The following is a 25,013-nucleotide window of genomic DNA, read 5'->3' as shown; positions in this document are numbered from 1 at the left end:
AGACCTGGGGGGCCGAAACCTGGGGGGACGCCGGGTCCGGCGGGGCCGATTGCGGCGACGAGCCGGCCGGCGCACAGGCCACCAAGAGCGCGAGCGGGGCGGTGGCCGCCAGGGTCCGGGACACAAACCGGGCGAAACGCATGCCCCATGCTGTCATGGCGGCGACGCCGAAAGCGATCACGGGCCCGTCACGGCGGTCCCCGCCCATCGGGCCGGGGCGGTCCCCGCCCATCAGTCGAAGCGGTCCCCGCCGGCGTGAGCGAGCGGGTTCGGCGCCGGTTTCGCATGCTAGTTTGGCGGGCGACCCCAGACCATCGGCCTAGCGGCCCCAACAGGCGAAGGAGCCCACATGTCCCGGTTCGTGGTACCGGCCGCCGCCAGCATCGTGGTCGGTCTGCTGCTGGGTGCCGCCGCGGTGTTCGGGGTGACGCTGATGGTGCAGCAGGACACCAAGCCTCCGGTGAGTGCGGGCGACCCCGCGTCGTCGGTGCTGAACCGCGTCGAATACGGCGACCGCACCTAGCCTGACCGCGCCGGCCCGTCCGGGAGGGCCGGAGATCGAGGCACGTTCCGCGCTGTCGCGACGCTGGCTTGCGCTGGTGGGGGCGGTGTCGCTGGTACTGGCGTTCGCGCAGTCGCCGGGGTTGATCTCACCGGACACCAAACTCGACCTGACCGCCAATCCGCTGCGGTTCCTGGCCCGGGCGGCCAACCTGTGGAACAGCGACCTGCCCTTCGGCCAGGTGCAGAACCAGGCCTACGGCTACCTGTTTCCGCACGGCGCGTTCTTCCTGGCCGGCGACGTCCTCGGGCTACCGGGCTGGGTGACCCAGCGGCTGTGGTGGGCGCTGCTGCTGACCGCCGGGGTGTGGGGTGTGGTCCGCGTCGCCGAGGCGCTGGGCATCGGCACCACCTCGTCGCGGCTGGTGGCGGCGGTGGCCTTCGCGCTCTCGCCGCGGGTGCTGACCACCCTGGGATCGATCTCCTCGGAAACCCTGCCGATGATGCTGGCACCCTGGGTGTTGCTGCCGGTGATCCTGGCGTTGCGCGGTGACGACCGCCACTCGCTGCGGGTTCTGGCGGCACGATCGGCGGTGGCGCTGGCCCTGATGGGGGCGGTCAACGCGGTCGCCACGCTCACCGCCTGCCTGCCCGCGGTCATCTGGTGGGCGGCCCACCGGCCCAACCGGCAGTGGTTGCGGTTCACCGCCTGGTGGCTGCCGTGCTCGGCGCTGGCGGTCACGTGGTGGGTCATCGCGCTGCTGTCCCTGGGCCGGGTGAGCCCCCCGTTCCTGGACTACATCGAGTCCTCGGGCGTCACCACACAGTGGACCTCGCTGATCGAGGTGTTGCGCGGCACCGCCGCGTGGACCCCCTTCGTCGCGCCCGACGCCACCGCCGCGGCGTCGCTGGTGACCGGGCCGGTGGCGATCCTGGCGACGACGCTGGTGGCGGCCGGCGGGCTGGCCGGGCTGGCGCTGGGCAGCATGCCGGCGCGGGGCCGGCTGATCACCATGCTGGTGACCGGGGTGGTGCTGCTGTGCCTGGGCTACGCCGGGGGGCTGGGCTCCCCCGTCGCCGGTCAGGTCCAGGCGTTCCTGGACGCCGCGGGCGCGCCGTTGCGCAACGTCCACAAGCTCGAGCCGGTGCTGCGCTTGCCGATCGTGCTGGGCCTGGCCCACCTGCTGTCCCGGGTGCCGCTGCCCGGCAGCGTGGCGCGGGCGGTGTGGATACGGGCCTTCGCCCATCCCGAACGCGACAAGCGGGTGGCGGTCGGCATCGTCGTGCTCACCGCGCTGGCCGTGGGCACCTCGCTGGCGTGGACGGGCCGCCTGGTGCCCCCGGGCGGATTCTCGGCCATCCCCGGCTACTGGCAGCAGACCGCCGACTGGCTCGACGAACACAACACGGGCACCCCGACGGCGGGGCGGGTGCTGGCGGTTCCCGGCGCCCCGTTCGCCACCCAGGTCTGGGGCAACAGCCACGACGAACCGCTGCAGGTGCTGGGGCACAGCCCCTGGGGGGTGCGGGACTCGATTCCGCTGAACCCGCCGGAGACCATCCGGGCGCTGGACTCGGTGCAGCGACTGTTCGCCGCGGGGCGGCCGTCGGCGGGACTGGCCGACACGCTGGCACGCCAAGGCATCTCCTATGTGGTGCTGCGCAACGACCTGGACCCCGACACCTCCCGTTCGGCGCGCCCGCTGCTGGTGCACCGCAGCATCGAGGGCTCGCCGGGCCTGGTCAAGGTCGCGCAGTTCGGCGATCCCGTGGGCCCCGGAAACCTGGAGGGCTTCGTCACCGACAGCGGACTGCGCCCGGCCTATCCGGCGGTGGAGATCTTCCGGGTCGCCCCCGTGGGGGTGCCACCCGGCAATCCCGGCGCCCCCTACCTCGTGGACACGACCGCGATGGAACGCGTCGACGGCGGACCCGAATCGTTGCTGCGCCTCGACGAACGCCGGCGCCTGCTCGGGCTGGGACCGCTGGGGCCGGCGCTGCTCACCCAGGATGCCGAGCGGGCGTACCTGCCGACCCCGGTGGTGACCGTCACCGACACCCCGACCGTGCGGGAGACCGACTACGGCCGCGTCGACGACCACTCCTCGGCAATCCGCGCGCTCGGCGACGAACGCCACACCCACAACCGGGTGCCCGACTATCCGGCGCCGGGAGCCGATCCGGTGTACGGGGTGTGGGACGGCGGCAGGCTGACCGCCTCGAGCTCGGCGTCGGACTCCACGGCGCTGCCCAACGTGGCGCCGGCCTCCGGGCCGCCGGCCGCGATCGACGGCGACAATGCCACCGGGTGGGTGTCGAACTCGCTGCAGAACGCCGTCGGACAGTGGCTCCAGGTCGACTTCGACCACCCGGTCACCAACGCCACGATCGCGATCACGCCCAGCGCGACCGCCGTGGGCGCGCAGGTGCGGCGCATTCAGATCTCCACCGCCAACGGCACCACCACGGTGGGTTTCGACGAACCGGGCAAACCGTTGGTCGCCGCGCTGCCCTTCGGGGAGACGCCCTGGGTCCGGATCACCGCGGTGGGCACCGACGACGGCTCACCGGGGGTGCAGTTCGGCATCATCGATCTGGCCGTCACCCAGTACGACGCCAACGGATTCGCACATCCGGTCAGCCTGCGCCACAGCGTGTTGGTGCCCGGATCACCACGCAACGCCCAGATCGCCAAGTGGGACCTGGGCGCCGAGCTGCTGGGCCGGTCGGGGTGCGCCGAGGCCCCCGGCGGGGTGCACTGCGCGCCGTCGATGGCGCTGGCGCCCGAGGAGCCGGTCAATCTCAGCCGCACGCTGACGGTCCCCGAACCGATCGCGGTCACACCCACGGTGTGGGTGCGGCCGCGTCAGGGCAGCACCCTGGCCGACCTGGTCCGCCAGCCGGGCACCACCAGCGCCACCGGCCCGGCCGACTCGATCGATGTCCTGGGCTCGGCCTACGCCGCCGCCGACGGAGACCCGCGCACCGCGTGGACCGCACCGCAGAGCGTGGTGCAGCACCGCAGTCCCCCGACGCTGACGCTGACGCTGCCGCGCCCGACCGAGGTGGGCGCCCTGCGCCTGACGCCGAGCTCGTCGGCGCTGCCCACCCATCCGACCCTGGTGGCCGTCGACCTCGGCGACGGCCCCCAGGTCAGATCCATGGAAACCGAAGGCGCCCAAACGCTTCGGCTGCATCCGCGGGTCACCGACACCATCCGGATCAGCCTGCTGGACTGGGACGACGTCATCGACCGGACCGCGCTGGGGTTCGACCAGGTCAAGCCGCCCGGACTGGCCGAGGCCGTGGCGTTGCACCCCGACGGCAGCCCGATCGCCCCGGCCGACGCGGCCGCCAACCGGAAGCGCACCGTCACCGTCGAATGCGGCAAGGGCCCGGTGATCGCCGCGGCCGGCCGCTTCGTCCAGACCTCGGTGACCACCACCGTGGGTGCGCTGCTCGACGGCGAACCGGTCACCGCCCGGCCCTGCGACCCGGCACCGGTCGAGCTGCCGCGGGGTGAGCAGGAGGTGCTGGTCAGCCCCGGGGAGGCGTTCGTCGTCGACGGGGTTCAGCTGGCCGGGCCGCTGGCCACGGAGAACACCGAGGACACCGGGCCCTCCGGGGTCCCGGTGGCGACCGGGGCGTGGAGTGCGGATCGCCGCGAGGTGGTCGTGCCGCCCGCCCCGGAGGGGCGGATCCTGGTGGTGCCGGAGAGCATCAACCCGGGCTGGCGGGCCCACACCGCCGCCGGCGTCGAGCTGCGTGCGGTCACCGTCAACGGCTGGCAGCAGGGCTGGGTGATCCCACCCGGGACATCGGGCACCGTCACCCTGACCTTCCCGTCGAACGCCCTGTACCGGGCCGGCCTGGCCGGTGGCCTGGCGCTGCTGCCCGTGCTGGCGCTGCTGGCGCTGCTGCCGGCGCGGCGGCGCGGCCCCACCCCGGTCCGGCCGTGGGCGCCGGGCCGGTGGGCGACCGTCGCGGTGGTGGCGGCCGGGGCGGCGATCTCCGGGCCGGTGGGCGCGGTGGTGGGCGCAGCGGCGGCCGCCGTGTTCCACCGGCTGCGCGACCGGCCCCGGGCCGCCGGGCTCGTGGCACTGGGCGGGGTGCCGGGCGGACTGATCCTGGCCGGCGCGGCGTTGTCGCGGCATCCCTGGCGGGATGTCGACGGGTATGTCGGACACGCCGCGGGGGTGCAGCTGCTCGCGTTGGTATCGGTGCTGCTGCTGGCCGCCTCGGCGATCCCCTGGACCCGGCGCGACGATTCGGCGGCGCAGGACGCCACCGAGAACCGGTGAGCGCCGCCGCGGGTCAGGTCGCGGCGCGGCCACCCGCGGTGGCCGCCTGCCAGGCGCGCGCGGCCACGAGTTCGGGCACCAGGACCTCGGTGAGCAGCCGGACGTCGTCGTCGCCGTCGCCGGGATACCGAAGGGTGTAGCGGGCGCCGGGCACCTCGCCCCCCACACCCACCACGGTGCTGCCCCTGGCGGTGGTCCACTCGGAAAGCTGTGTCTCCCAGTCGGATCCGGCGAACACCAGCAGTCGGTAGTCGGTGGTCTTGGTCAGGTAGACGTCGACGTGGCTCCAGTCGCCGGTCTCACAGCCGACCGCGGAGCGTCGCGGCCCCTCCCGCAGCATCAGCGCGCCCTGCTGGGCGGAGCAGAATCGCCGCGCCGGCGCGGCCAGATGCGTTCCGTGTGGCCCCAGCACGAGCGCGGACACCGCAGGGCACCAACGGCTCTCGGTGTCGAGCAGGTAGGCACTGGCGGTGGCGGCCGCCTCCACCGTGGCGGCCAGGGCATCGGTGCCGGTTCCACACAGGTGGCATTCGAGTGCCATCAGCAGCGCCAGCGTGTGCTGGTAGCTGCGGCAGGCCACGCCGCCGTCCTCGTCGCCGGCGTCCAGGCCGACCGCGGCGTCGCAGTGCCGGGTGGCCGGGGACCCGGCGGTGTTGGTCAGCGCGATCGTGGTCACCGCGTCGGGCAGGCGGCCCAGCGCATCCAGCGTCTCGGCCGACCCGCCCCCGGCCGAGGTGGCCACCACCACGGTGCCCGGCCCCCAGTCGGGCAGCAGGGTCGAGGACGCCAGCTCGGAGGCGGCCACCAGGCCCCGGGCGCGCAGCCGCGCGGCGGCGACGTGGCCGGCGTAGGCCGAGGACCCCATGCCCAGCAGCACGACGCGGGTGGTGTCGGGAGGCAACACCGGCGCCCACGGATTGCCGGCGGCCAGCACCGCGGCCAGTCTGCGCAGCGCGTCGGGTTTGCGGTGCACGTCGGCCAGGAACAGGTCCGGGTTCATGCGGGCGTCCTCTCGGCGAGCAGCGCCGGCAGCGCGGCGTCGGGCACATACATCCAGCGCGGCAGATACTGTGCGGCGTAGAGAATCTCGCGCAACACCTGTTGTACCCGAAACGGATACAGGGCTTCGGGGACGTAGAGTGCCGCCCGGCCGAGCCCGGCGAGCCGGCTGGTGTAGGCGCCCAGGAAGGCCGCACGTACCGCGCTGTCCACCGCGGCGACGGCCGCCGGGTCAAGATCGGCGTGTCTGGCCGCGACGACGGCGACATGTGCCAGCGACTGCACCATCCCGGCGACATCGGCGGCGGCCGGGATGGGCGCCATCCGCTGCTCGGCGGGCAGCACCGGGTTGCCGTCGAAGTCGGTGACGTGAAACCCCCCGGCGCTGCGCAGAATCTGTCCCACGTGCAGGTCGCCGTGTCCTTCGATCACCGGGGTCCCGGCCAGCTCGCCGAGGCCGTCCACGGCGGTCTCGACGTCGTGCCGCCGATCGCGCAGCAGCGCCGCACCGGCCGAATCCCCCACCGCGCAGGCGGCCTCGACGGCGGCGCGGGCATCGGCCCGCCACCGCCGCGCGTCGGCGGCCGAGGCGGTCGACGCGGTGTCCGCCAGCGCGGCGTGCAGCTCGGCGACCAGGTGCCCGACGTCGGTGGCGGCGGACACCGCCGGCTCCCGACCGCGGGCGCGGGCGGCCGCGGTGAACGCGTCGACGGCCCAGGTCCACCCGTCGGCCGCGCCGGGCAGGTACTCGTCCACGCTGGCCACCAGGGTCTCGCAGCCGTCGGGGGCGCGCCAGGTCAGCTGTCCCCACGGCTGCGGCATCCCGGCGAACCCGCGGGCGCGCAGCACGGCGATCCGCCGCGGCGCCGGGTGGGGCCCGGGATGCAGACGACGCGACCACTTGACCACCGCGGCGTCACCGACGATGACCGACTCGTTGGTCTGGTCGACTCCCACGGGCCGCTCGCCCACCGCGGTCCGCTTCGTCCAGGAACGGAGGGTGAACCGGCCCCGCGAGACCGCACCGTCGACCCCGGCGAGCGTCGCGATAAGGGCCTCCGCGGCCCCGTCACCCGGCCGGGCGCGGCGCCGGTCCCCCGCCGGGCCCAACACCATCGGCTCGGCCGTGCCGCCGTCGTGGTCGGCCAGGATCTGCAGCCAGTGGCGCTCGCCGAGGTCGAGCACGTCCGTCTCCTCAGGCAAGCGAGGCCCGGTGCCGGTGCCCGACCTGCTCGATGACGTCGGCGCCCACCCGCAGGCCGTTGCGGGCCCGGATGGCCGCACCCAGGTCGGCGAGCCGGGCGCGCAGCGCGGTGTCGGCGAGCAGCTTGTCCACCGCGGCGGTCAGCTCCGCGTCGGCGAACCGGTAGGTGTCCAGCCGCACACCGAACCCGAGTTCGTCGATGCGCTGGGCGTTTTCGTACTGATCCCAGAACAGCGGCAGCACGATCAACGGTTTCCCGAAGTGCAGCGTCTCGGTGACGGTGTTGTTGCCGCCGTGCGAGATCACCAGATCGACCTGGGGTATCACCGTGGTCTGGGGCACCATCTGCGCGCCGACCATGTTGTCCGCCAGCGTGATCCGGTCGGCCTGGGGTCCCTTGCTGACGATGAAGCGGTGTTCGGTGCCGGCCAGCACGTCGACGAGCCGCTGCATGAGCGCGACGTCGGCGCCGCCGAGCGATCCCAGCGACAGATAGATCAGGGCGCTGCCGTCCGGCCGGTCGGCCAGTTCGGCGGGTAGGACGTAGTCCTCGTCGGTTTCCCGGACGCTGGAGTCCATCCGGGTCCAGGTGTCGTCGAGCGGGCGGGCATCGGTGTAGTCGGCCTCGGCCGGGTAGACGTAGAGGTTGGCGGCCGGGTTGTGGGTGCCACCCCGGGGCATGAACTCCAGCTCGGGCAGCGGTCCGGCGCCCTGTTCGCGCACCCACGTGTCGAACTCCGTCCACATCGCCCGGTGGGTGCGGTCGAACTCGGCGCGGTAGGCGTTCCACTGTGACCGGTCGGCGCTGGGCAGCCCGGAGAACGGCGGCGGGATGCCGGGTCCCGGGATCTCCAGCGGGCTGCAGGAGACGATCCGGACGAACGGCGCCCCCGAGGTCGCCAGCGCCGGGAAGAGCACGACGTTGTCCTCGACGATGACGTCGGGCCGGTGGGTCGCGATGATCTCGCGCAATCGGGGTTCGCAGAACCTGGCCCCGTCGATGAGGGCGGCGAAGGTGGGCTGGATGAAGGTGGACAGCTGCTCGATGGTGGGTTTCCGGAATTCCGGCGCGGTCTCGGCGATGAAATCGGTCCAGAACTTGCCCGGGTCCTCGGCAGCGTCATCGGTCGTCGGGTCGGCCGGCGGCGCGAGATCGACGAGCTCCTCGATGAAGCCGTGCGGTGCGAGCTTGCCCGCCCAGGAGCTCTCGGCCGCGAAGACGATGGTGTGGCCGCGCTCGCGCAGCAGGGCGGCCAGCCCGATGCACTGGTTCGTCGGCCCGTAGGCCGACTCCGGCCAGAACATGATGGTCAGGGGTGTCGTCACCGTGCCATTGTGCGCCGCACGCCCGCTCCGGGTGAGCTCAGTGCGCGACGACGGGCTCGGGGGTGTTGCTGACCGAACTGTCCAGCGGCGGCACCGCCCGGCGGCGGCCGGCGCGACGGTACTCCCAGCGCCGCAGGGCCTGGCGGCACGGATTCTCCACCAGCGCGTAGCTGACGGCGGCCATCGCGAAACCCAGCACCAGCGTCAGCACCAGCACCACCGGCATGTGGCCGTTGAACGCGAACTCACCGATCATCGGGAACACCATCACCAGGGCGGCCAGGTGCCAGACGAACAACCCGTAGGACCAGCGGCCCAGCGTCACCATCACCGCGCTGCCCAGGATCCGGTGGGGGGTGTCGGGGCGGTCGAGCACCAGGGGCGCCAGCAGCGCGCCCGCGACGATCGCCCCCATCGCGGTGCGCACCACGAACTGGCTCAGGGTGGCCGGGGTCAGGTCCTCGGGGCCGGCCAGCGGCGACGCCGAGACGGCGAAGGCGGCCAGCATGATCAGCGCCATCACCACCCGGCGGCGGGCCAGCCGGTGCACCCAGCCCACCGGGGACACGGTGAATTCGGCCAGCAGCATGCCCGCGCCGAACCACGACGCGTAGGCCGGCGGCCAGTTCAGCGGGTTGACGCCTTCGGCGGTGTGGATGGGCAGCAGCCCCCAGGCCAGGCTCGCCGCGGCCACGGTGGCGATCACCGGGACGCGGGCGCGCACCGGCAGCCGCGCGGCGAACAGCGCCAGCAGCGGCAACGCCAGGTAGAAGGTGACCTCCACCGACAGGCTCCACATCTGGGTGAGCCCGGCGGTCAGCGTGAGCGGCACGTAGATCTGGGTCAGGGTCAGGTTGGCCAGCCAGACCGTCATGCCCGCGCCCGAGGCGTCGGGCAGCAGGGTCAGGATGACGATCACGGCCACCAGGTAGCCGGGCATGATCCGCACGATCCGCGACCTCAGGTAGTGCCCGGCCGGCGGTGCGGCGCGCAGGCCGCGCGCCGCGGCGGCGTGCCCGCGCCACAGCAGGAACCCCGACAGGGCGAAGAACACGGCCACCGCCAGATCGAAGCGCGCCCAGACACGGCCGAGCAGCCCGGACGCCGAGGCGGTCTGGAACGCCACGTGGGTGATCACCACTCCGATGGCCGCGCACGCGCGCAGTCCCTCCACCTGGGGTAGGAAGCTTCGGGTTCCGCCCACCCCCGCATCGGTGGTGCCCGCGCGCGTGCCCGCATCGACGTCGCCGGGCTGCACTGTCACGGGTACCAGTGTGCAGGGTGTCCGGCGGTGGGTAACCCCCGCGGCGAATAAGTTGGTGCTTTAGTTTCTGCTGTTAGGGTCGTACGGATTTGCCTGCGCGCAACGGGACCGGAAGGAAGGTACGCACGCCTTGAACCGAGCAGCCATGTTGCGTGTCGCCGCCTGCGCCCTGCTGGGGGTCGGTGCCGCCCTGCTGATCGCGGCCCTGCTGCTGTCCACCTACACCGCCGGCAAGATCGAGCGGATCCCGCTGGATGTGGACACCACGCTGGTCAGCAACGGTACCGGGACCGCGCTCGACCCCGAGTCGCTGCTCGGTGAGCGCTTCGTCGTCGACCGCGACGTCCCGCTGGTATCGCAGCAGCAGCTCACCGTCGAGTCCCCCTCCAACGCCGACGTGGTGACACTGCAGGTGGGCACCACGGTGCGGCGCACCGACAAGCAGCAGGACACCGGCCTGCTGTTGGCGATGGTCGACACCGTCACCCTCAACCGCAGCACCGCGATGGCCGTCTCCGACGACAGCCATCCGGGCGGTTCGGTGCAGAAACCGCGCACGGTCGAGGACACCAAGCCGCCGAGGAACATCGCGCTGCCGCACGAGGGCCTGTCCTACCGGTTCCCGTTCAACACGGAGAAGAAGACCTACCCGTACTTCGACCCGATCGCCCAGAAGGCCTTCGACGCCAACTACGAGGGTGAGGACGACGTCAACGGGCTGACCACCTACCGGTTCACCCAGAACGTGGGCTACGACGCCGACGGCAAGCTGGTCGAGCCGATCAAGTACGCCTCGCTCTACGAGAACGACGAGGACAGCGAGGTGACCGCCCGGGCGTCGCTGTGGGGCCTGGAGGGCGACCCCGACGAGCCGATCACCATGACGCGCTACTACGCCGCGCAGCGCACCTTCTGGGTCGACCCGGTGACGGGCACCATCGTCAAGGCCGAGGAACACGCCAACCACTACTACGCCCGGGACGCCCTCAAGCCCGAGGTGGAGCTCGCCGACTACAAGGTGACCTCCACCGAGCAGACCATCGAATCGCAGGTGGCCGCCGCCCGCGACGAGCGGGACCGGGTCGCGCTGTGGTCGCGCATCCTGCCGATCACCTTCACCGCGGCCGGTCTGGTGGCACTGGTGGCCGGCGCGCTGCTGGGCTCGTTCAGCCTGCGTACCGATGCGGCGCTGATCGATCCGGGCCTCGACAGCCCCAGCGGCGGATTCTTCGGGCGCGGCAAGAGTGAGGACACCGGCCCGATGCCCGCCGCGGAGGCCGAGACCGAGAAGCTTCCCGCCCAGCGTCCCGACCTGCACCCCGATCAGGGGCCACCGGACCGAAGTTAGCGCCGCGATGCCCTGGTTACGCCGGCTGGCGGTGCCCGGGTACGCGCTGATCCTGGCTGTCGTCGTCACCGCGCCCCTGCTGGCGCCGGGGTATCTGCTGCTGCGCGACGCCGTGTCCACCCCGCGATCCCACCTCTCCGACGCCGCCCTCGGATTGACCGAGTCCGCGCCCCGCGCCCTGCCCCAGGACTTCGCCGTCGCGGTGGCCTCCCGGGTCCTCGACGGCGGCCTCGTGGTGAAACTGCTGCTCGTCGCCGGGGTGTGGCTGGCGGGCTGGGGCGCGGCGCGGCTGGCGGCCGTGCTGGTACCGCAGGCCGGGGCGGCGGGTCAGTTCGTCGCGGCGACCGTCGCGGTGTGGAACCCCTATGTCGCCGAGCGGCTGCTGCAGGGACATTGGAGCCTGCTGGTGGGCTACGGGTGTCTGCCCTGGGTGGCCTCGGCGGTGGTGCGCCTGCGCGCAGGCGGTGCTCGTGTCCCCGGGGCCGGTCTGGGGGCCCTGTGTTTCTGGCTGGCGCTGGCCGGGCTCACCCCGACCGGCTTGATGCTGGCGGCGACGGTGGCGCTGGTCGCGGTGGCAGCCCCGGGCGACGGCTGGCCGCGCCCCCGGTGCGTGGCGGCGGCGCTCGCGGTGGCCGCCCTCGTGGCCCTGCCCTGGCTGGTGGCCGCGGGTCTGGGGCAGTCGCTGTCGGCCTACCAGGATTCCGGCGGCGCCGGGGTCGCCGACTTCGCGGCACGCGCCGAACCCGGTCTGGGCACCCTGACCAGCCTGGCCGGGCTGGGCGGGATCTGGAACGCCGAGGCGGTCCCCGGCTCGCGGTCGGGGCCGTTTGCGGTGGTGGCCACCGTTGTTCTGCTGGCCGTCGTCCTCGCCGGGGCCCCGGTGGCGGCGCGCACCCGGACCGGGCTGGCGCTGCTGGCGCTCGCCGCGACGGCGGTGGTGATCCCCGCGGCGATGGCCACCGGCCCGGGGCTGGCCGCGGTCCAGGCGATGGTGTCGGCGGCGCCGGGACTGGGCGTGGTGCGCGACGCCCAGAAGTGGGTGGCGCTGGCGGTCCCCGGCTACGCGCTGGCCGGTGCGGGGGCGGTGGTGACGCTGCGGCGGTGGCGACCCGCGCTGCCGCCGGCGGCGGCCGCGGGGCTGTGCTGCGCCGCGGTGATCGCGGTGCTGCCGGACCTGGCCTGGGGAGCCTGGGGGCGGGTGACCGCGGTGCACTACCCGCCCGGGTGGGCTCGGGTGGCCGCGGTGATCGACGCCGACCCCCGCCCGGTGGCGGTGCTGCCGGCCGGCTCGATGCGCCGGTTCGACTGGTCGGGTCCCGCCCCGGTGCTCGACCCGCTGCCCCGCTGGGTGCGTGCCGACGTGCTGGCCACCGGCGATCTGACGATCTCCGGGCGCACCGTGCACGGCGAGGGTGGGCACGCCCGCAGCGTGGAGGGACTGCTGCTCGGCGGCGCCGACCCCGACCGGATCACCGACGCCGGCGTGGGATGGGTGCTCGTGGAATCGGGAACGGGCGGCGAAACCGGTTCGGCGGCAAGGACACTGTCCTACTTCCCGGTCGTGTACCGCGACGAGGACCTGACGCTGTACCGGGTCGGGGGCGACGCCGCCGGCGCCGGAGCTGAGCGGCGCCGCGCCGTGGTCGCGGCGCACCTGGCCTGGTTGGCGGTGCTGGTTGGCGGCGCTGCGGCGATGCTGGCCGGCGGCGCTGCCGCGATGCTCACCCGGCGCCGGGGCGCCTGAGTGGCGGGCGGTGAAACCGCCTACACGGGCCCGTCGGGGAAGTCATGCCAGCGGCTGATCTTCCAGACCCCGTCCCGCTTGACGAACCATCCCTCGTAGTTGAGGGCGGCCACGGCCGTGAAGGCCGCGCCGTCCGAGGTGTTGACCAGCAGTCCGAGCACGCTGGCGTGCGCCGTGGTGTCGGTCTCCTCGAGGAACACGATGTTCGACATCAGGTGGCGCCGCTGGTCGCCGCTCTCCCCGAAGGTCGACATCCGGTCGCGCCAGAAGCCACGGAACTGTTCGCCGCGCTGCTCGACCGGCGGCTGCCCGGGAACACCGACCGCGAAGACCGCATCGTCGGTGAACAACTCGAACCACTGCTCGGCCTGACGGTTGTCGTACGCCAGCGCGTAGGTGTCGACGAGGTGTTTGACGGCGAGCCGGTCCCGCACGTCGAAATCGGTGCGCCCGGCCGCACCACCGGCCGTGAAGGAGTGCAGGGGTGCCGGGGCGGGGTCTTCGATGGACATCGCGACCACTCTATTGCAGTGCTCTATCCCAGTGCCGCATCCCAGTGCCACATCCCGGTGCCGCATCCCGGTGCCGCATCCCGGTGCCGCATCCCGGTGCCGCATCGTGCCCGACGGGCCGGGCCCGGAGCCTTAGATGACCCCGCTGACCCGCTCACCGCGGTGCACCGCGTCGAGGACGGTGCGCATGGCCGAAGCGCTCTGCCCCCAGGAGAATTCGCCGCTGCGCACCTGGGCCTTGCGTCCCAGTTCGGCGCGCGCGACCGGGTCGGCGAGCAGTTCCTCCAGGCGCGCCACCAGATCGTCGTGGTCATCGGCGAGCACCCCGGTCACGCCGTCGACGACGGAGTCGGTGAGACCACCCGAGGACCGGTACCCCACGGTCGGGACGCCGTGCTGGGCGGCCTCCACGACCGCCAGGCCCCAGCCCTCCTTGCGCGACGGCAACAGGTGCACCCAGGCCCGCTGGACGAGATGATGCTTGGTCACGTCGTCGACGTGACCGTGAAACGTCACGGCATCGGAGATCCCCAGTGCCGCGGCGTAGTCGACCAGCCGCTGGCGCCACCAGCCGCCGCCGACGACGTCGAGGTGCAGCGCGGGGATGCGCCGGCGCAGCACCGCCACGGCGTCGAGGGCATCCTCGATCTGCTTGTGCGGGACCAGCCGGGACAACACCGCGACCCGCGGCGTCTCGGAGCGCGGCGCGGTCAGGGTCTGCTCGGGGGCGGGGTCGACGCCGTTGCGCACCACGGCGATCCGGTCCCCGGTGACACCCAGGTCGGTCAGTTCGCGCGCCGAGGGCAGCGACACCGTCACGTACTGGTTGGCGCGGTGCAGCCGCGGCGACAGCCGCGACTCGACGAACCAGCCGAACCGGCCGGTGCGGCGCCCGGCGACCGGCCACTGCTCGCGGTGGCAGTGGTGCACCAGCACCACCGCGCGCCGGCCATAGGCCAGCCGGGCCAGGAACGGGATGCCGTTCTGGGTGTCGATGACCACGTCGGGTCGCACCCGGCGCAGCGGGCCGAGCCCGAACCGGGCGGCCACCATCGCCAGCCCGGCCCAGATGTACACCGAGTAGGGGCCGCCCCCGCGGCTGACCCGGACACCGTCGACCACGTCCCGGCGCGGCGCACCCGGATACCGGGCGGTGCGCAGCGTGACCCGCACGCCGTCGGTGGCCAACCGGGCACCGACCCGCTGCAGGTAGGTTTCGCTGCCGCCGCCCTGCGGATGGCCGGTGTCACGCCAGCACAGCATGAGCACCGAGCGCACGGGGGCAGAAGACAGCGGGTCGGACATCGGGTCCAGCGTAACTAGGGTGAGCCCGGTGGCCGTCACCGATGTCTTCGCCCGCCGGGCGACACTGCACCGCTCGGTGCGCCTGCTCTCGGAGTTCCGGTTCGAGCAGACCGACCCGGCCCGGTTCTACGGCGCGCTCGCCGAGGACACCGCGACGATGGTCGCCGACCTGTGGCGGGGGGCCCACGGCGGTTCCCCGGCGGGGGCCGTGCTGCTCGACGTCGGCGGCGGGCCCGGCTACTTCGCCGAGGCGTTCGCCGCGCGGGATGTCACCTACCTCGGTGTGGAGCCCGATCCCCGCGAGATGCACGCCGCGCCGGGCGCCTCGGGCCGCGGGCGCGGCGCCTTCGTGCGCGCCTCGGGACTGGCGCTGCCCTTCGCCGACGCCAGCGTCGACATCTGCCTGTCGTCGAATGTGGCCGAGCACGTGGCCCGGCCCTGGCAGTTGGGCGCCGAGATGCTGCGGGTGACCCGCCCCGGCGGGCTGGCAATCCTGTCCTACACCGTGTGGCTGGGCCCGTTCGGGGGCCATGAGATGGGACTGACCCACTATCTGGGCGGGGAGCGGGCGGCCGCGCGCTACACCCGTAAACACGGTCATCGACCCAAGAACGACTACGGATCGTCACTTTTCGCCGTCTCGGTCCGGGACGGCCTGACGTGGGCGGCCGAGACCGGCGCGCTGGTGGCGGCTTTTCCCCGCTACCACCCCCGATGGGCGTGGTGGATGACCTCGGCGCGAGGGGTGCGGGAGTTGCTGGTGAGCAATCTGGTGCTCGTCCTGCAGCCCCGCTGAGTGGCCGAACTGCAACAGGTTCTCGTTGCGCCGTTTTGTCGGTACTGTGGCGCCTATGACGCAGAGCACAGCCACGGCGGCCAAGACCGAATACGACAGACTCTTCATCGGTGGCAAGTGGGTGGCGCCGTCGACGTCGGAGGTCATCGAGGTGTTCTCGCCGGCCACCGGCGAGAAGGTCGGTCAGGTGCCGGTGGCCGCGCAGGCCGATGTGGACGCGGCGTGCGCGGCGGCGCGCAAGGCCTTCGACGAGGGCCCGTGGCCACGGATGACTCCGCAGGAGCGCCAGGCGGTGCTCGCCAGGGTCGTCTCGCTGGTCGAACAGCGCGCCGAGGAGTTCAAGCAGCTCCTGACCCTGGAGACGGGCCAGCCGGCGACGGTCGTCGACATGATGCAGTTCGGCGCCGGGCTCTCGGGGTTGCAGTACTACGCCGGCGCCGCCGACAAGTTCACCTGGAAAGAGGTGCGCGACGGCATCTACGGCCAGACCCTGGTGGTCCGCGAGCCGGTGGGCGTGGTCGGCGCCGTCATCGCCTGGAACGTGCCGTTCTTCCTGGCCTGCAACAAGCTGGGCCCGGCTCTGCTGGCCGGGTGCACCGTGGTGCTCAAGCCGGCCGCCGAGACCCCGCTGACGACGAACCTGTTCGCCGAGGTCTTCGCCGAGGCCGGCCTGCCCGAGGGGGTGCTCTCGGTGGTCCCCGGCGGGCCGGAGACCGGCCGGGCGCTGACCGCCAACCCGGAGCTGGACAAGTTCACCTTCACCGGGTCCAGCGCGGTCGGCAAGGAGATCGGCAAGATCGCCGCCGAGAAGCTCAAGCCGTGCACGCTGGAGCTGGGCGGCAAGTCCGCGGCGATCATCCTCGAGGACGCCGACGTCGACTCCACCCTGCCGATGCTGGTGTTCTCCGGGCTGATGAACTGCGGGCAGGCCTGTGTCGGGCAGACCCGGATCCTGGCGCCCCGCTCCCGCTACGACGAGATCGTCGAGAAGCTGGCCGCGGCGGTGTCGGCGATGCCGGTGGGCCTGCCGGATGACCCGGCCGCCGCGATCGGCCCGCTGATCAGCGAGAAGCAGCGCGACCGGGTCGAGGGCTACATCAAGAAGGGCCTCGAGGAGGGCGCGCGCGTCGTGGCCGGCGGCGGCCGTCCCGACGGCCTGGACTCCGGGTGGTTCGTGCAGCCCACGGTGTTCGCCGACGTGGACAACTCGATGACGATCGCCCAGGAGGAGATCTTCGGGCCGGTGCTGGTGGTGATCCCCTACGACACCGAGGACGACGCGGTGCGCATCGCCAACGACTCGGTCTACGGGCTGGCCGGCAGCGTCTACACCACCGACAACGCCAAGGCCATCGAGATCGCCTCGAAGATCCGCACCGGCACCTACGGGGTGAACATGTACGCGTTCGATCCGGGTTCACCGTTCGGCGGCTTCAAGAACTCCGGGATTGGCCGCGAGAACGGGCCGGAGGGCATCGAGGCCTACTGCGAGCCCAAGAGCATCCTGCTGCCGTTCGGGTACTCCCCCGAACTGTGACACCGTCCTGACACCGTCCTGACGCCGCCGGACGCCGGGCTGCCCGGCGTCCGGCGGTCCGGCGTCCGGCTGCCCGGCGGCGGGACCGGATGACCGCCGCCGGAAGCGATGTCGATGCGCGCCGCGGGCGTGGCACGGGGCCCACTCGGGTGCCCGATTCCGCCCGTCCGTCATCGGAGCTAGACTGCGGTGAGCGTTACACTATTCTCACAATACGTAAATCGAATTCTCGGGAGAAGCAGATGGCTAGCAGCAGCAAGGCCGCGATCATCGCGGCCGCACGCACCCCGATCGGCACCGCGCGCAAGGGCACGCTGGCCAACATGGCACCGATCGAGTTCACCAAGCCGATCGTGTCGGCGGCCGTCGAGCGGTCCGGCCTGGACGCCGGCCAGTTCGAGGATCTGGTGCTGGCCGAGAGCCTGCAGGGCGGCGGCGACAGCGCGCGCTACATCGCCGTCGATCTGGGTATGGACAGCATCCCGGGCCTGGCGGTCAACCGGCAGTGCGCGTCCAGCCTGTCCGCGATCGCGGTCGGCGCCGCCGAGATCGCCTCGGGGATGAGCAGCGCGGTGCTGGCCGGCGGCATGGAGTCGCTGTCGATGATGCCCCAGTTCCTGAAGCGCAAGCCGTTCACCACGGGCAAGGAGGCCGACGACTACGAGCGGTGGGCGCCGATGTCGAATCCGCCCAGCGCCGAGGCCCCGCCGTTCGACATGTCCATCACCGTCGCCCACAACGCGGCCACCGAATATGGCATCACCCGCGAGGATCAGGACGCCTGGGCGCTGCGCAGCCACCAGCGCGCGGTCAAGGCCATCGACGCCGGGTCCTTCGTCGACGAGATCGTGCCGATCCAGGTGCCGCAGGCCGATGGCTCGACCATCACGTTCAGCGAGGACGAGCATCCGCGCCGGGATACCTCGATGGAGACGCTGGCCGGGCTGAAGATCCTGCACCCCGAGATCGAGGGCTTCTCCGTCACCGCCGGCAACTCGTCGGGCACCAACGACGCCGCCGCGGTCGTGGCGCTGGCCCGCCCGGACACCGGACAGAACGTGCTGGCCAACGTCCTGTCGTGGGCGCAGGTGGGTGTTCCGCCGAAGCGCACCGGCAGCGGACCGATCCTGGCCATCCCGAAGGCGCTGGAACTGGCCGGCCGCAAGATCGAGGACGTGGCGCTGTTCGAGATCAACGAGGCCTTCGCCGCCCAGGCCGTGGCCTGCGCGCGCCAGCTGGGCCTCGACGAGGAGCTCGTCAACGTCTACGGATCGGGGATCAGCCTGGGGCACCCGATCGCGGCCACCGGGGCTCGCATGGTGACCTCGGCGGTGTACGAACTGCGCCGCCGCGGCGGCGGGTTGGGCGTGGTGTCGATGTGCGCCGGCGGCGGCATGGGCGCGGCCATGGTTATCGAGGTCGGCTGAGCCGACCCCCGACCGGGCGCTTCGTGGCTAGAACGCCCGGTCGGACAGGTCCATGACGGTCAGGTCGGCGGTCTCGGCGATCCGGCGCCGGGCGCTCAGCAGCGGCAGCATCCGGTGGGCGAAGAACAGCGCGACGCCGACCTTGCCCTCGTAGAAGCCACGGTCGCCGGTACCGGGATCGTCGTCGAGGGCGGCCAGCGCGGTGTCGGCCTGCCAGAGCAGAAGCCAGCCGATCAGCAGATCGCCGACGGCCAACAGGAACGACACCGACTCCAGGCCCACCCGGTAGCCCTCCCGCGGCTGTTCCTGAGAGCTCATCAGGTACCGGATCAGGGCCTCCGCCATCGCCCTGACGTCATCGAGGGCCGTCGACAGCGCCGCGCGACCGTCGGCCAGTTCCGGCCGGGGGTTGGGCGCGGCGAGGAACTCCTCGATCCGCCCGACCACGTGCCACAGCGCGGCTCCCTGGTCGCGGACGATCTTGCGGAAGAAGAAGTCCATCGACTGGATGGCGGTGGTGCCCTCGTAGAGGCTGTCGATCTTGGCGTCGCGGATGTACTGCTCGATCGGGTAGTCCTGCAGGAACCCGGACCCACCGAAGGTCTGCAGCGACTCGGTCAGGCACGCATAGGCACGTTCGGAGCCCACCCCCTTGACCAGCGGCAGCAGTAGATCGTTGACGCGCGCGGCCATCGATTCGTCGGCACCCGAGACGATCTGGGCCACGCTCGGGTCGCGGTGGGCGGCGGTGTACAGGTACAGCGCGCGCAGGCCCTCGGCGTAGGCCTTCTGGGTCATCAGCGACCGGCGCACATCGGGGTGGTGGATGATCGTCACCCGCGGCGCGGTCTTGTCGGTCATCCGCGTCAGGTCCGCACCCTGCACGCGGGTCCTGGCGTACTCCAGGGCGTTGAGGTAGCCGGTCGACAGCGTGGCGATCGCCTTGGTGCCGACCATCATCCGCGCGTACTCGATGATCCGGAACATCTGCGCGATGCCGTCGTGCACGTCGCCGACCAGCCAGCCCGTCGCGGGCACACCGTGGCCCCCGAACGTCAGCTCGGTGGTGGCCGAGGCCTTGAGCCCCATCTTGTGCTCCAGACCCGTCACGAACACCCCGTTGCGGGCCCCGGGTTCACCGCTGACCGGATCCGGCAGGTACTGCGGAACCAGGAACAGGCTCAGCCCCTTGGTGCCCGGCCCCGCACCGTCGGGCCGGGCCAGGACCATGTGCAGGATGTTCTCGAACAGGTCGTCGGTGTCACCGTTGGTGATGAAACGCTTGACGCCCTCGATGTGCCAGGTGCCGTCGGCCTGCGGTGTCGCGCGGGTGCGCATGGAGCCGACGTCGGAGCCGGCGTCGGGCTCGGTCAGCACCATGGTGGCGCCCCAATTGCGGTCGACGGCCAGGGTGGCCCAGTGCCGCTGCTGCTCGTTGCCCAGGCCGTAGAGCACGTCGGCCAGGACCGGGCCGGTCAGGTACAGGAACGCCGCGGGATTGGCGCCCAGGCCCAGCTCGCTGATCGCCCACGCGACCATCTTCGGCGCGGGGACCCCGCCCACCGCCTCGTGCAGCCCGATCCGGAACCACTCACCGTGCTGCCAGGCCCGCAGTGCGGCCTTGAACGGCTCACCGAGGGTGACGGTATGGGTGTTCGGATCGAAACTCGGTGGATGTCTGTCGGATTCGGCAAACGCCTCGGCGACCGGCCCCTCGGCCTGGCGGGCGGCCTCGGCGAGCATCTCGCGGACGGTCTCACCGTCGAGTTCACCGAACTGTCCACCGGCCAGGGCCTTCTCGAGTCCGAGCATCTCGAAGAGGTTGAACTCGAGGTCACGAACGTTGCTCTTGTAGTGCCCCAAGACGAAACCTCCTCGTTAGACTGCGGACAGCCTAACGGGAATCAGTCGCTGGCGGGCAGCGGTTTGGCTTCCTTGAGGCTCATCGGGGTCGCACCGACGCTCAGGGTGCCCTGGCCGGCCTTGGTCACCAGCAGCTCGGCGCCGCCGTCATCGACGTACCGCTTGCCCATCACCGTGCCCTCGGCAAACTTCGGGTCGATGTCGGCCGGGGTCTTGTCCGCATCCAGCGGCACCATCGGGGTGCCACCGCAGCGCAGCTCGTCGAGGGAATCGGCGGTCTTGACGACGATCACCTGGGTGTCGTCGACCTGGCTCTGCAGTCGGGTGCCGTTCTTGATCATCGGTTGTCCTTAGCGCTCTCGGCTCACTTGGAGGTGTTGTCGTCGTTCAGGCTGGCGACGATCTCACGTCGCAGCACCTTGCCCGTGGCATTGGTCGGAAGTTCCTCCCGGAAGACCACCCGGTCGGGGGTCCGCGAGCCGCGCAGGCTCTTGCGGACGTGCTCGCGAAGCTCCTCGGGGTCGGGGTCGATACCCGCGACCGGCACCACCACGGCCACGATAGCCTGCCCCCACTCGGCGTCCTCGGCGCCGACCACGGCAACCTCGTGCACGTGCGGGTGCTCGACCAGCACGTCCTCGAGCTCGGCCGGCGCGATGTTCTCGCCACCGCGGATGATGGTGTCGTCGGAGCGCCCGCCGAGGAACAGGTAGCCGTCCTCGTCGAGCATGGCGATGTCGCGGGTCGGGAACCAGCCGTGCTCGTCGAGCACCGACCCGATCCCGGTGTAGCGCCCGGAGACCTGGTCGCCGCGCACGAACAACTCGCCGACCTCGCCGGCACCGAGCACCTCGCCGGCGTCGTTGCGAATCTGCACCTCGATCCCGGCCACCGGCTGGCCCACCGAACCGAGCCGGCGCGCGACCTTCTCGTCGTCGTGGCCGTGGGCCTCACGGTGGTCGTCGGGGGTGAGCACGGCGATCGTCGATGACGTCTCGGTCAGCCCGTAGGCGTTGACGAAGCCCACGTGCGGCAGCAGCTCCAGCGCCTTGCGCACCAGCGGCAGCCCCACCTTGGACCCGCCGTAGGCCAGGTTGCGCAGGGTCGGCAGGTCGTGGCGCTCGGCCTCGAGCACCTTGACGATGCGGTCGAGCATGGTCGGGACGACGGTGGCCGTGGTCACGCGTTCGTCGGACACCAGCCGGACCCATTCGGCGGCGTCGAAGTTGGGTAGGTAGACCATCTTGCGGCCCGCGTACAGGTTCGACAGCGCCGCGCTGACCCCGGCGATGTGGTAGGGCGGCACGCAGATCAGTGCCGCGTCGTCGGGCTCGGCGCCGTCGAACTCGACGGTGGAGGTGATGTAGCTGGTCAGGTTGTTGTGGGTGAGTTCGACGGCCTTTGGCGCCGAGGTCGTGCCCGAGGTGAACAGCACGACGGCGACCTCGTCGGGATCCGGGAACTCCGCGGCGGGTTCGGACTCGCGCGCCGCGGCCAGGAACTCATCGGAGCCCATCACCTGCTTGCCCGCCGCGCCGATCATGTCCCGGTAGCGGGCGTCGACAACCACCAGCGCGCCGGGCAGCCGCTCGATCAGCGTCTGGATGCCCTCGGCCGAGAGCCGGTAGTTGATCGGTGTGAACGGGCGCGCCGCGCGGGCCGAGCCGAACAGCAACAGCGGCAGCATGGCGCCGCCGGCGCCGACGTAGGCGACGTGATCGCAGCCCGAGGCAGCGATCACCCCCGCGGCGCCGTCGGCGAGATCCGACAGCTCCTGGGCGGTCAAACGGACATCACCCGAGACCACCGCGGGACGGTCGGGATTACCCGAAACCGCCATCTCAAGCAGTAGCGAAATGCTCATCGAGCCTCAATCCTGGTGCGGAACGACGTTACCAGGCACTGTAACGACCCCTATCGGGGCGGCGCCACCGGGGCTCCCGGCCGGATCCAGCGGGCACACGGGAAATCGCCGTTGCGTCCGGTCTCGGCGAGTTGCCACTCCGTGCGGGCGGGCAGGAGCGCCGCGCCCGACCCCAACGTGCACGGCGCATACGCCACGATCATCTCGTCGATCAGGTTGGCCGCGGCGAACTGGGCCGCCACCCGCCCCCCACCGACCACCCACACGTCGCGGTCGCCGGCCGCCGCCACCAAGCGGGGATGTAACTCCACCGGGTCGCCGGCGAAGGTGTGCACCGGATGCCCGTCGGCGATGATCTCCGGGCGGTGGGTGAGAACCCAGGACGGCTGCGAGTACATCCATGCACCGGGCTGATGGCGGACCAGCCACTCGTAGGTGGTGGCGCCCATCACGAGCGCTCCGACGCCGGCGGCGAAGGCCTGGTATCCGAAGGGCCCGCCGGGGTCGATCTCGCGGGAGGTCAGCCAGTCCAGGCTGGCGTCGTCGTCGACGATGAACCCGTCGATGCTGGAGGCCGTGTAGTAGATGGTCGGCATCGAGATCCTCCCCACCGCTCGGTTGCCTCATCCGGCCAGAAATCCGGCACGCCATACTAGACCGGTGCCCGAAGGCTTCGACGCCTTGTGCGTCAACGAACCCGAGCTGGCGTCGCTGCGGACGTCGATTCGCCGGTTCCTCGAGGCCGACCGCGCACGGCACGGCTGGGAACCCGCCGTCGACTCCTGGCTGTGCGGCGCCGACCCGCAGTTCAGCGCCCGGCTCGGCGACGCCGGATTCCTGGGCCTGACCATTCCCCAGAGGTACGGCGGGCACGGGCTGGGACACCTGCACCGCTACGTGGTCACCGAGGAGCTGCTGTTGGCCGGGGCTCCGGTGGCGGCCCACTGGTTCGCCGACCGCCAGGTCGCTCCGGGGTTGCTCGCCTACGGCACCGAGGAGCAGCGCAGCCGGATTCTGCCACGCATCGCCGAGGGCCGGTTCTTCTCGGCGATCGGGATGAGCGAGCCTCAGGCCGGCTCGGACCTGGCCGCGGCGACAACCAGGGCGGTGCGCACCGAGGGTGGGTGGGTGCTCAACGGCCGCAAGGTGTGGACCAGCGGAGCCCACCTGGCTCACCAGGTCGTGGTGCTGGCACGCACCAGCCCCCCGGACCCCGAACACCGTCATGCGGGGTTCAGCCAGTTCCTGGTTCCCACCGATGCCGCGGGGGTCACCATCGAGCCGATCATCACGATGGACGGCGAACACCACTTCAACGAGACCACGTTCACCGACGTCGTCGTCGCCGACTCCGCTGTGCTCGGCGAGATCGGCGACGGCTGGCGGCAGGTCACCGCCGAACTGTCCTACGAGCGCAGCGGGCCGGAACGGATCCTGTCGACGGCCCCGCTGCTGCTGGGGCTGCTCGGTGCGCTGGCCGAGGGCACACCGCCCGATGACCGCACCGCGGCCGACGTCGGCCATCTGGTGGCGCGGCTGGTGTCGCTGCGCCAGCTCTCGGTGTCGGTGGCTCACGCCCTGGCTGCGGGCGAGCCGGCGGCCAACCAGGCGGCGCTGGTCAAGGACCTCGGCACCCGTTTCGAGCAGGAGTCGGTGCAGCTGGCCGCCGACCTCCTCGACTACGTCGATTCGGCCGGGCCCACCTACCCACGGCTGAAGCTCCTGCTGACGGCCTCGCGCCTGCACTCGCCGATGTTCACGTTGCGGGGCGGGACCAACGAGGTGTTGCGGGGCGTGGTGGCGCGGGGAATGGGGTTGCGATGAGCGCTTGCGCGAAGAGCCGGAGACACCGATGAGCGCTTGCGCGAAGAGCGGAAGGAACCGATGAGCGCGCTCTCCGGCGGGGTCTTCGCCGCCGAATCATCCGACGGCCTCGACGAATTGCGGTCGCTGGTGGCGGATCTGGGCACCCGGTCGGTTCAGGCGCGGGTCGGGCAACGGCGACTGCCGGAGGAGTTCGACGCCGCGGCCTGGGCCAATCTGGAGGAGACCGGGCTGAGCCGGCTGACCACGACGCCCGAGCTGGAGGCGGGCCCGGGCGAGGCGGCGGTGGTGCTGCGTGGGCTGGCCTATCACGCCGTCGCCGCACCGATCGCCGAGACCGACGTGCTGGCGGCGTGGCTGGCCCGTACCGCGGGTGTCGGGGTCCCCGGCGCCGGCCCGCTCACCGTGGCCGTCGGCCCGGCGGTGCGCGACGGCGATCGCCTGCGCGGTACGGCCGGTGACGTGCCGTGGACGCGGGCGGCCGGCCGCGTCGTACTGGTCGCCAGCACCGATGACGCGATACTGGTGGGGAGTGCCTCCCCGGGCGATCTCGACGTCGTCGACGGGTACAACGTCGCCGGGGAGCCGCGCGACGGGGTCAGCTATGCCCTGGCCGTCGACGACTTTCGTCCGATCGGGGCGGCGGTGCTCGGCGAGTTCACCCGCCGCGGGGCGTGGGCCAGGTGCGTGCAGTGCATCGGGGCCCTCGACCGCGCCGCCGAGCTGTCGGTCGCCCATGTACGGGAACGCGTGCAGTTCGGCCGGCCGCTGAGCAGGTTCCAGGCCGTGCAGCATTCGCTGGCCCAGATGGCCGGCGAGATCGAGCGCGGTCGCGCGGCCACCACGCTGGCGGTGGCCGCGGCCTCCGACCACGGATTCGCCAGCCCGCAGGCCGATTACGCCGTCACGATGGCCAAGGTCGTGCTGGGACGCGTCGTTCCCGGTGTGGCCACGGCGGCTCACCAGCTGCACGGCGCCATCGGTGTCACGATCGAGCATGCCCTGTGGTCGGCCACCAACCGCGCGCACTCCTGGATCGACGAGTTCGGCGGCACGGACCGCTATGCCCGCCGACTGGGGCGGGTGGCCCTGTCGCGCAGCGGTGCGCCGCTGTGGGATGTGCTGACCGGCACCGACACCGGCGGGTTCGCCTGACGCCCCCTGCGCCGGGGTGAACTCCGCACCGAACGTGCGTCCA

Annotated in this window: 19 protein-coding genes; 9 read left to right on the top strand and 10 right to left on the bottom strand. The window is 72.1% G+C overall.

Going from position 1 to position 25,013, the window contains the following annotated elements:
* Window positions 1-349: 349 nt before the first annotated feature.
* Together CSR00_RS06065 and CSR00_RS06060 are read left to right on the top strand one after the other, a co-directional pair.
* Window positions 350-523 (top strand): DUF2613 domain-containing protein, encoded by a 174-nt coding sequence (locus tag CSR00_RS06065; RefSeq protein ID WP_099021485.1) that lies wholly within the window; start codon window positions 350-352, stop codon window positions 521-523.
* Window positions 524-575: 52 nt separating this feature from the next.
* Window positions 576-4,802: an alpha-(1->3)-arabinofuranosyltransferase gene (locus CSR00_RS06060; protein ID WP_218014427.1), complete on the top strand. Its 4,227-nt coding sequence runs from the start codon at window positions 576-578 to the stop codon at window positions 4,800-4,802.
* Between the two features lie 13 nt (window positions 4,803-4,815).
* Here CSR00_RS06060 and CSR00_RS06055 read toward each other — a convergent pair whose 3' ends face one another.
* From CSR00_RS06055 to CSR00_RS06040, 4 genes are read right to left on the bottom strand one after another with little or no spacing between them, the layout of a single operon-like run.
* Window positions 4,816-5,802: an SIS domain-containing protein gene (locus CSR00_RS06055; RefSeq protein WP_099021483.1), complete on the bottom strand. Its 987-nt coding sequence runs from the start codon at window positions 5,800-5,802 to the stop codon at window positions 4,816-4,818.
* Window positions 5,799-7,004: a glucosamine kinase gene (locus tag CSR00_RS06050; protein WP_099021482.1), complete on the bottom strand. Its 1,206-nt coding sequence runs from the start codon at window positions 7,002-7,004 to the stop codon at window positions 5,799-5,801. Before CSR00_RS06050 ends, CSR00_RS06055 begins: the two co-directional genes overlap by 4 nt.
* A complete protein-coding gene (locus tag CSR00_RS06045; protein WP_245905856.1) occupies window positions 6,997-8,331 on the bottom strand; it encodes a nucleotide disphospho-sugar-binding domain-containing protein in 1,335 nt (444 codons plus the stop codon). Before CSR00_RS06045 ends, CSR00_RS06050 begins: the two co-directional genes overlap by 8 nt.
* A 37-nt stretch (window positions 8,332-8,368) precedes the next feature.
* Complete coding sequence (locus tag CSR00_RS06040) at window positions 8,369-9,595, bottom strand: acyltransferase family protein (RefSeq protein ID WP_407662401.1); 1,227 nt, start codon at window positions 9,593-9,595, stop codon at window positions 8,369-8,371.
* A gap of 130 nt (window positions 9,596-9,725) precedes the next feature.
* On the opposite strand from CSR00_RS06040, the gene CSR00_RS06035 reads away from it, so the two are divergent.
* Window positions 9,726-10,943 (top strand): cell envelope lipid trafficking protein PgfA, encoded by a 1,218-nt coding sequence (locus CSR00_RS06035; RefSeq protein ID WP_099021480.1) that lies wholly within the window; start codon window positions 9,726-9,728, stop codon window positions 10,941-10,943.
* Between the two features lie 7 nt (window positions 10,944-10,950).
* Entirely contained in the window at window positions 10,951-12,687 is a 1,737-nt protein-coding gene (locus tag CSR00_RS06030; RefSeq protein ID WP_099021479.1) for an MmpA family trehalose lipid delivery protein, read from the top strand.
* Between the two features lie 20 nt (window positions 12,688-12,707).
* On the opposite strand, the gene CSR00_RS06025 is transcribed toward CSR00_RS06030, so the two are convergent.
* Together CSR00_RS06025 and CSR00_RS06020 are read right to left on the bottom strand one after the other, a co-directional pair.
* Entirely contained in the window at window positions 12,708-13,199 is a 492-nt protein-coding gene (locus CSR00_RS06025; RefSeq protein ID WP_099021498.1) for a nuclear transport factor 2 family protein, read from the bottom strand.
* A gap of 132 nt (window positions 13,200-13,331) precedes the next feature.
* A complete protein-coding gene (locus CSR00_RS06020) occupies window positions 13,332-14,504 on the bottom strand; it encodes a glycosyltransferase family 4 protein (protein WP_099021478.1) in 1,173 nt (390 codons plus the stop codon).
* 28 nt (window positions 14,505-14,532) lie between these two features.
* On the opposite strand from CSR00_RS06020, the gene CSR00_RS06015 reads away from it, so the two are divergent.
* From CSR00_RS06015 to CSR00_RS06005, 3 genes are all read left to right on the top strand, one after another.
* Complete coding sequence (locus CSR00_RS06015; RefSeq protein WP_099021497.1) at window positions 14,533-15,300, top strand: class I SAM-dependent methyltransferase; 768 nt, start codon at window positions 14,533-14,535, stop codon at window positions 15,298-15,300.
* Between the two features lie 55 nt (window positions 15,301-15,355).
* Window positions 15,356-16,837, top strand: coding sequence for an aldehyde dehydrogenase (locus CSR00_RS06010; RefSeq protein WP_176561924.1), 1,482 nt, complete (start codon window positions 15,356-15,358; stop codon window positions 16,835-16,837).
* Between the two features lie 242 nt (window positions 16,838-17,079).
* Entirely contained in the window at window positions 17,080-18,264 is a 1,185-nt protein-coding gene (locus CSR00_RS06005; RefSeq protein ID WP_099021476.1) for a thiolase family protein, read from the top strand.
* Window positions 18,265-18,291: 27 nt separating this feature from the next.
* Here the strand turns inward: CSR00_RS06005 and CSR00_RS06000 are convergent, their stop codons facing one another.
* Genes CSR00_RS06000 through CSR00_RS05985 form a run of 4 tightly spaced genes read right to left on the bottom strand, consistent with a single transcriptional unit; the run spans window position 18,292 to window position 22,587 of the window.
* Window positions 18,292-20,127: an acyl-CoA dehydrogenase gene (locus CSR00_RS06000; RefSeq protein ID WP_099021475.1), complete on the bottom strand. Its 1,836-nt coding sequence runs from the start codon at window positions 20,125-20,127 to the stop codon at window positions 18,292-18,294.
* A 41-nt stretch (window positions 20,128-20,168) separates the two neighbouring features.
* Entirely contained in the window at window positions 20,169-20,468 is a 300-nt protein-coding gene (locus CSR00_RS05995) for a hypothetical protein (RefSeq protein ID WP_099021474.1), read from the bottom strand.
* A 23-nt stretch (window positions 20,469-20,491) separates the two neighbouring features.
* A complete protein-coding gene (locus CSR00_RS05990; protein WP_099021473.1) occupies window positions 20,492-21,991 on the bottom strand; it encodes a class I adenylate-forming enzyme family protein in 1,500 nt (499 codons plus the stop codon).
* Between the two features lie 50 nt (window positions 21,992-22,041).
* Complete coding sequence (locus CSR00_RS05985; RefSeq protein ID WP_099021496.1) at window positions 22,042-22,587, bottom strand: dihydrofolate reductase family protein; 546 nt, start codon at window positions 22,585-22,587, stop codon at window positions 22,042-22,044.
* 64 nt (window positions 22,588-22,651) lie between these two features.
* On the opposite strand from CSR00_RS05985, the gene CSR00_RS05980 reads away from it, so the two are divergent.
* Together CSR00_RS05980 and CSR00_RS05975 are read left to right on the top strand one after the other, a co-directional pair.
* Window positions 22,652-23,815, top strand: a complete 1,164-nt coding sequence (locus CSR00_RS05980; protein ID WP_245905855.1) for an acyl-CoA dehydrogenase family protein — start codon at window positions 22,652-22,654, stop codon at window positions 23,813-23,815.
* Window positions 23,816-23,875: 60 nt separating this feature from the next.
* On the top strand, window positions 23,876-24,970 hold the full coding sequence (locus CSR00_RS05975) for an acyl-CoA dehydrogenase family protein (RefSeq protein ID WP_099021471.1): 1,095 nt from the start codon (window positions 23,876-23,878) through the stop codon (window positions 24,968-24,970).
* The last annotated feature ends 43 nt before the right edge of the window (window positions 24,971-25,013 follow it).

This window comes from Mycolicibacterium palauense, from assembly GCF_002592005.1.
GTDB classification, from domain to species: domain Bacteria; phylum Actinomycetota; class Actinomycetes; order Mycobacteriales; family Mycobacteriaceae; genus Mycobacterium; species Mycobacterium palauense.
The sequence above is the reverse complement of the archived record's forward strand: the minus strand, read 5'-3'. Positions and strand labels throughout refer to the sequence as shown.

What these genes read in the sequence shown, in the direction of transcription:
- CSR00_RS06065 (WP_099021485.1), top strand. Translation starts at nt 350, where the DNA reads ATGTCCCGGTTCGTGGTACCGGCCGCCGCCAGCATCGTGGTCGGTCTG.
- CSR00_RS06055 (WP_099021483.1), bottom strand. Translation starts at nt 5,802, where the DNA reads ATGAACCCGGACCTGTTCCTGGCCGACGTGCACCGCAAACCCGACGCG.
- CSR00_RS06030 (WP_099021479.1), top strand. Translation starts at nt 10,951, where the DNA reads ATGCCCTGGTTACGCCGGCTGGCGGTGCCCGGGTACGCGCTGATCCTG.
- CSR00_RS06025 (WP_099021498.1), bottom strand. Translation starts at nt 13,199, where the DNA reads ATGTCCATCGAAGACCCCGCCCCGGCACCCCTGCACTCCTTCACGGCC.
- CSR00_RS06020 (WP_099021478.1), bottom strand. Translation starts at nt 14,504, where the DNA reads ATGTCCGACCCGCTGTCTTCTGCCCCCGTGCGCTCGGTGCTCATGCTG.
- CSR00_RS06010 (WP_176561924.1), top strand. Translation starts at nt 15,356, where the DNA reads ATGACGCAGAGCACAGCCACGGCGGCCAAGACCGAATACGACAGACTC.
- CSR00_RS06005 (WP_099021476.1), top strand. Translation starts at nt 17,080, where the DNA reads ATGGCTAGCAGCAGCAAGGCCGCGATCATCGCGGCCGCACGCACCCCG.
- CSR00_RS05995 (WP_099021474.1), bottom strand. Translation starts at nt 20,468, where the DNA reads ATGATCAAGAACGGCACCCGACTGCAGAGCCAGGTCGACGACACCCAG.
- CSR00_RS05990 (WP_099021473.1), bottom strand. Translation starts at nt 21,991, where the DNA reads ATGAGCATTTCGCTACTGCTTGAGATGGCGGTTTCGGGTAATCCCGAC.
- CSR00_RS05985 (WP_099021496.1), bottom strand. Translation starts at nt 22,587, where the DNA reads ATGCCGACCATCTACTACACGGCCTCCAGCATCGACGGGTTCATCGTC.
- CSR00_RS05975 (WP_099021471.1), top strand. Translation starts at nt 23,876, where the DNA reads ATGAGCGCGCTCTCCGGCGGGGTCTTCGCCGCCGAATCATCCGACGGC.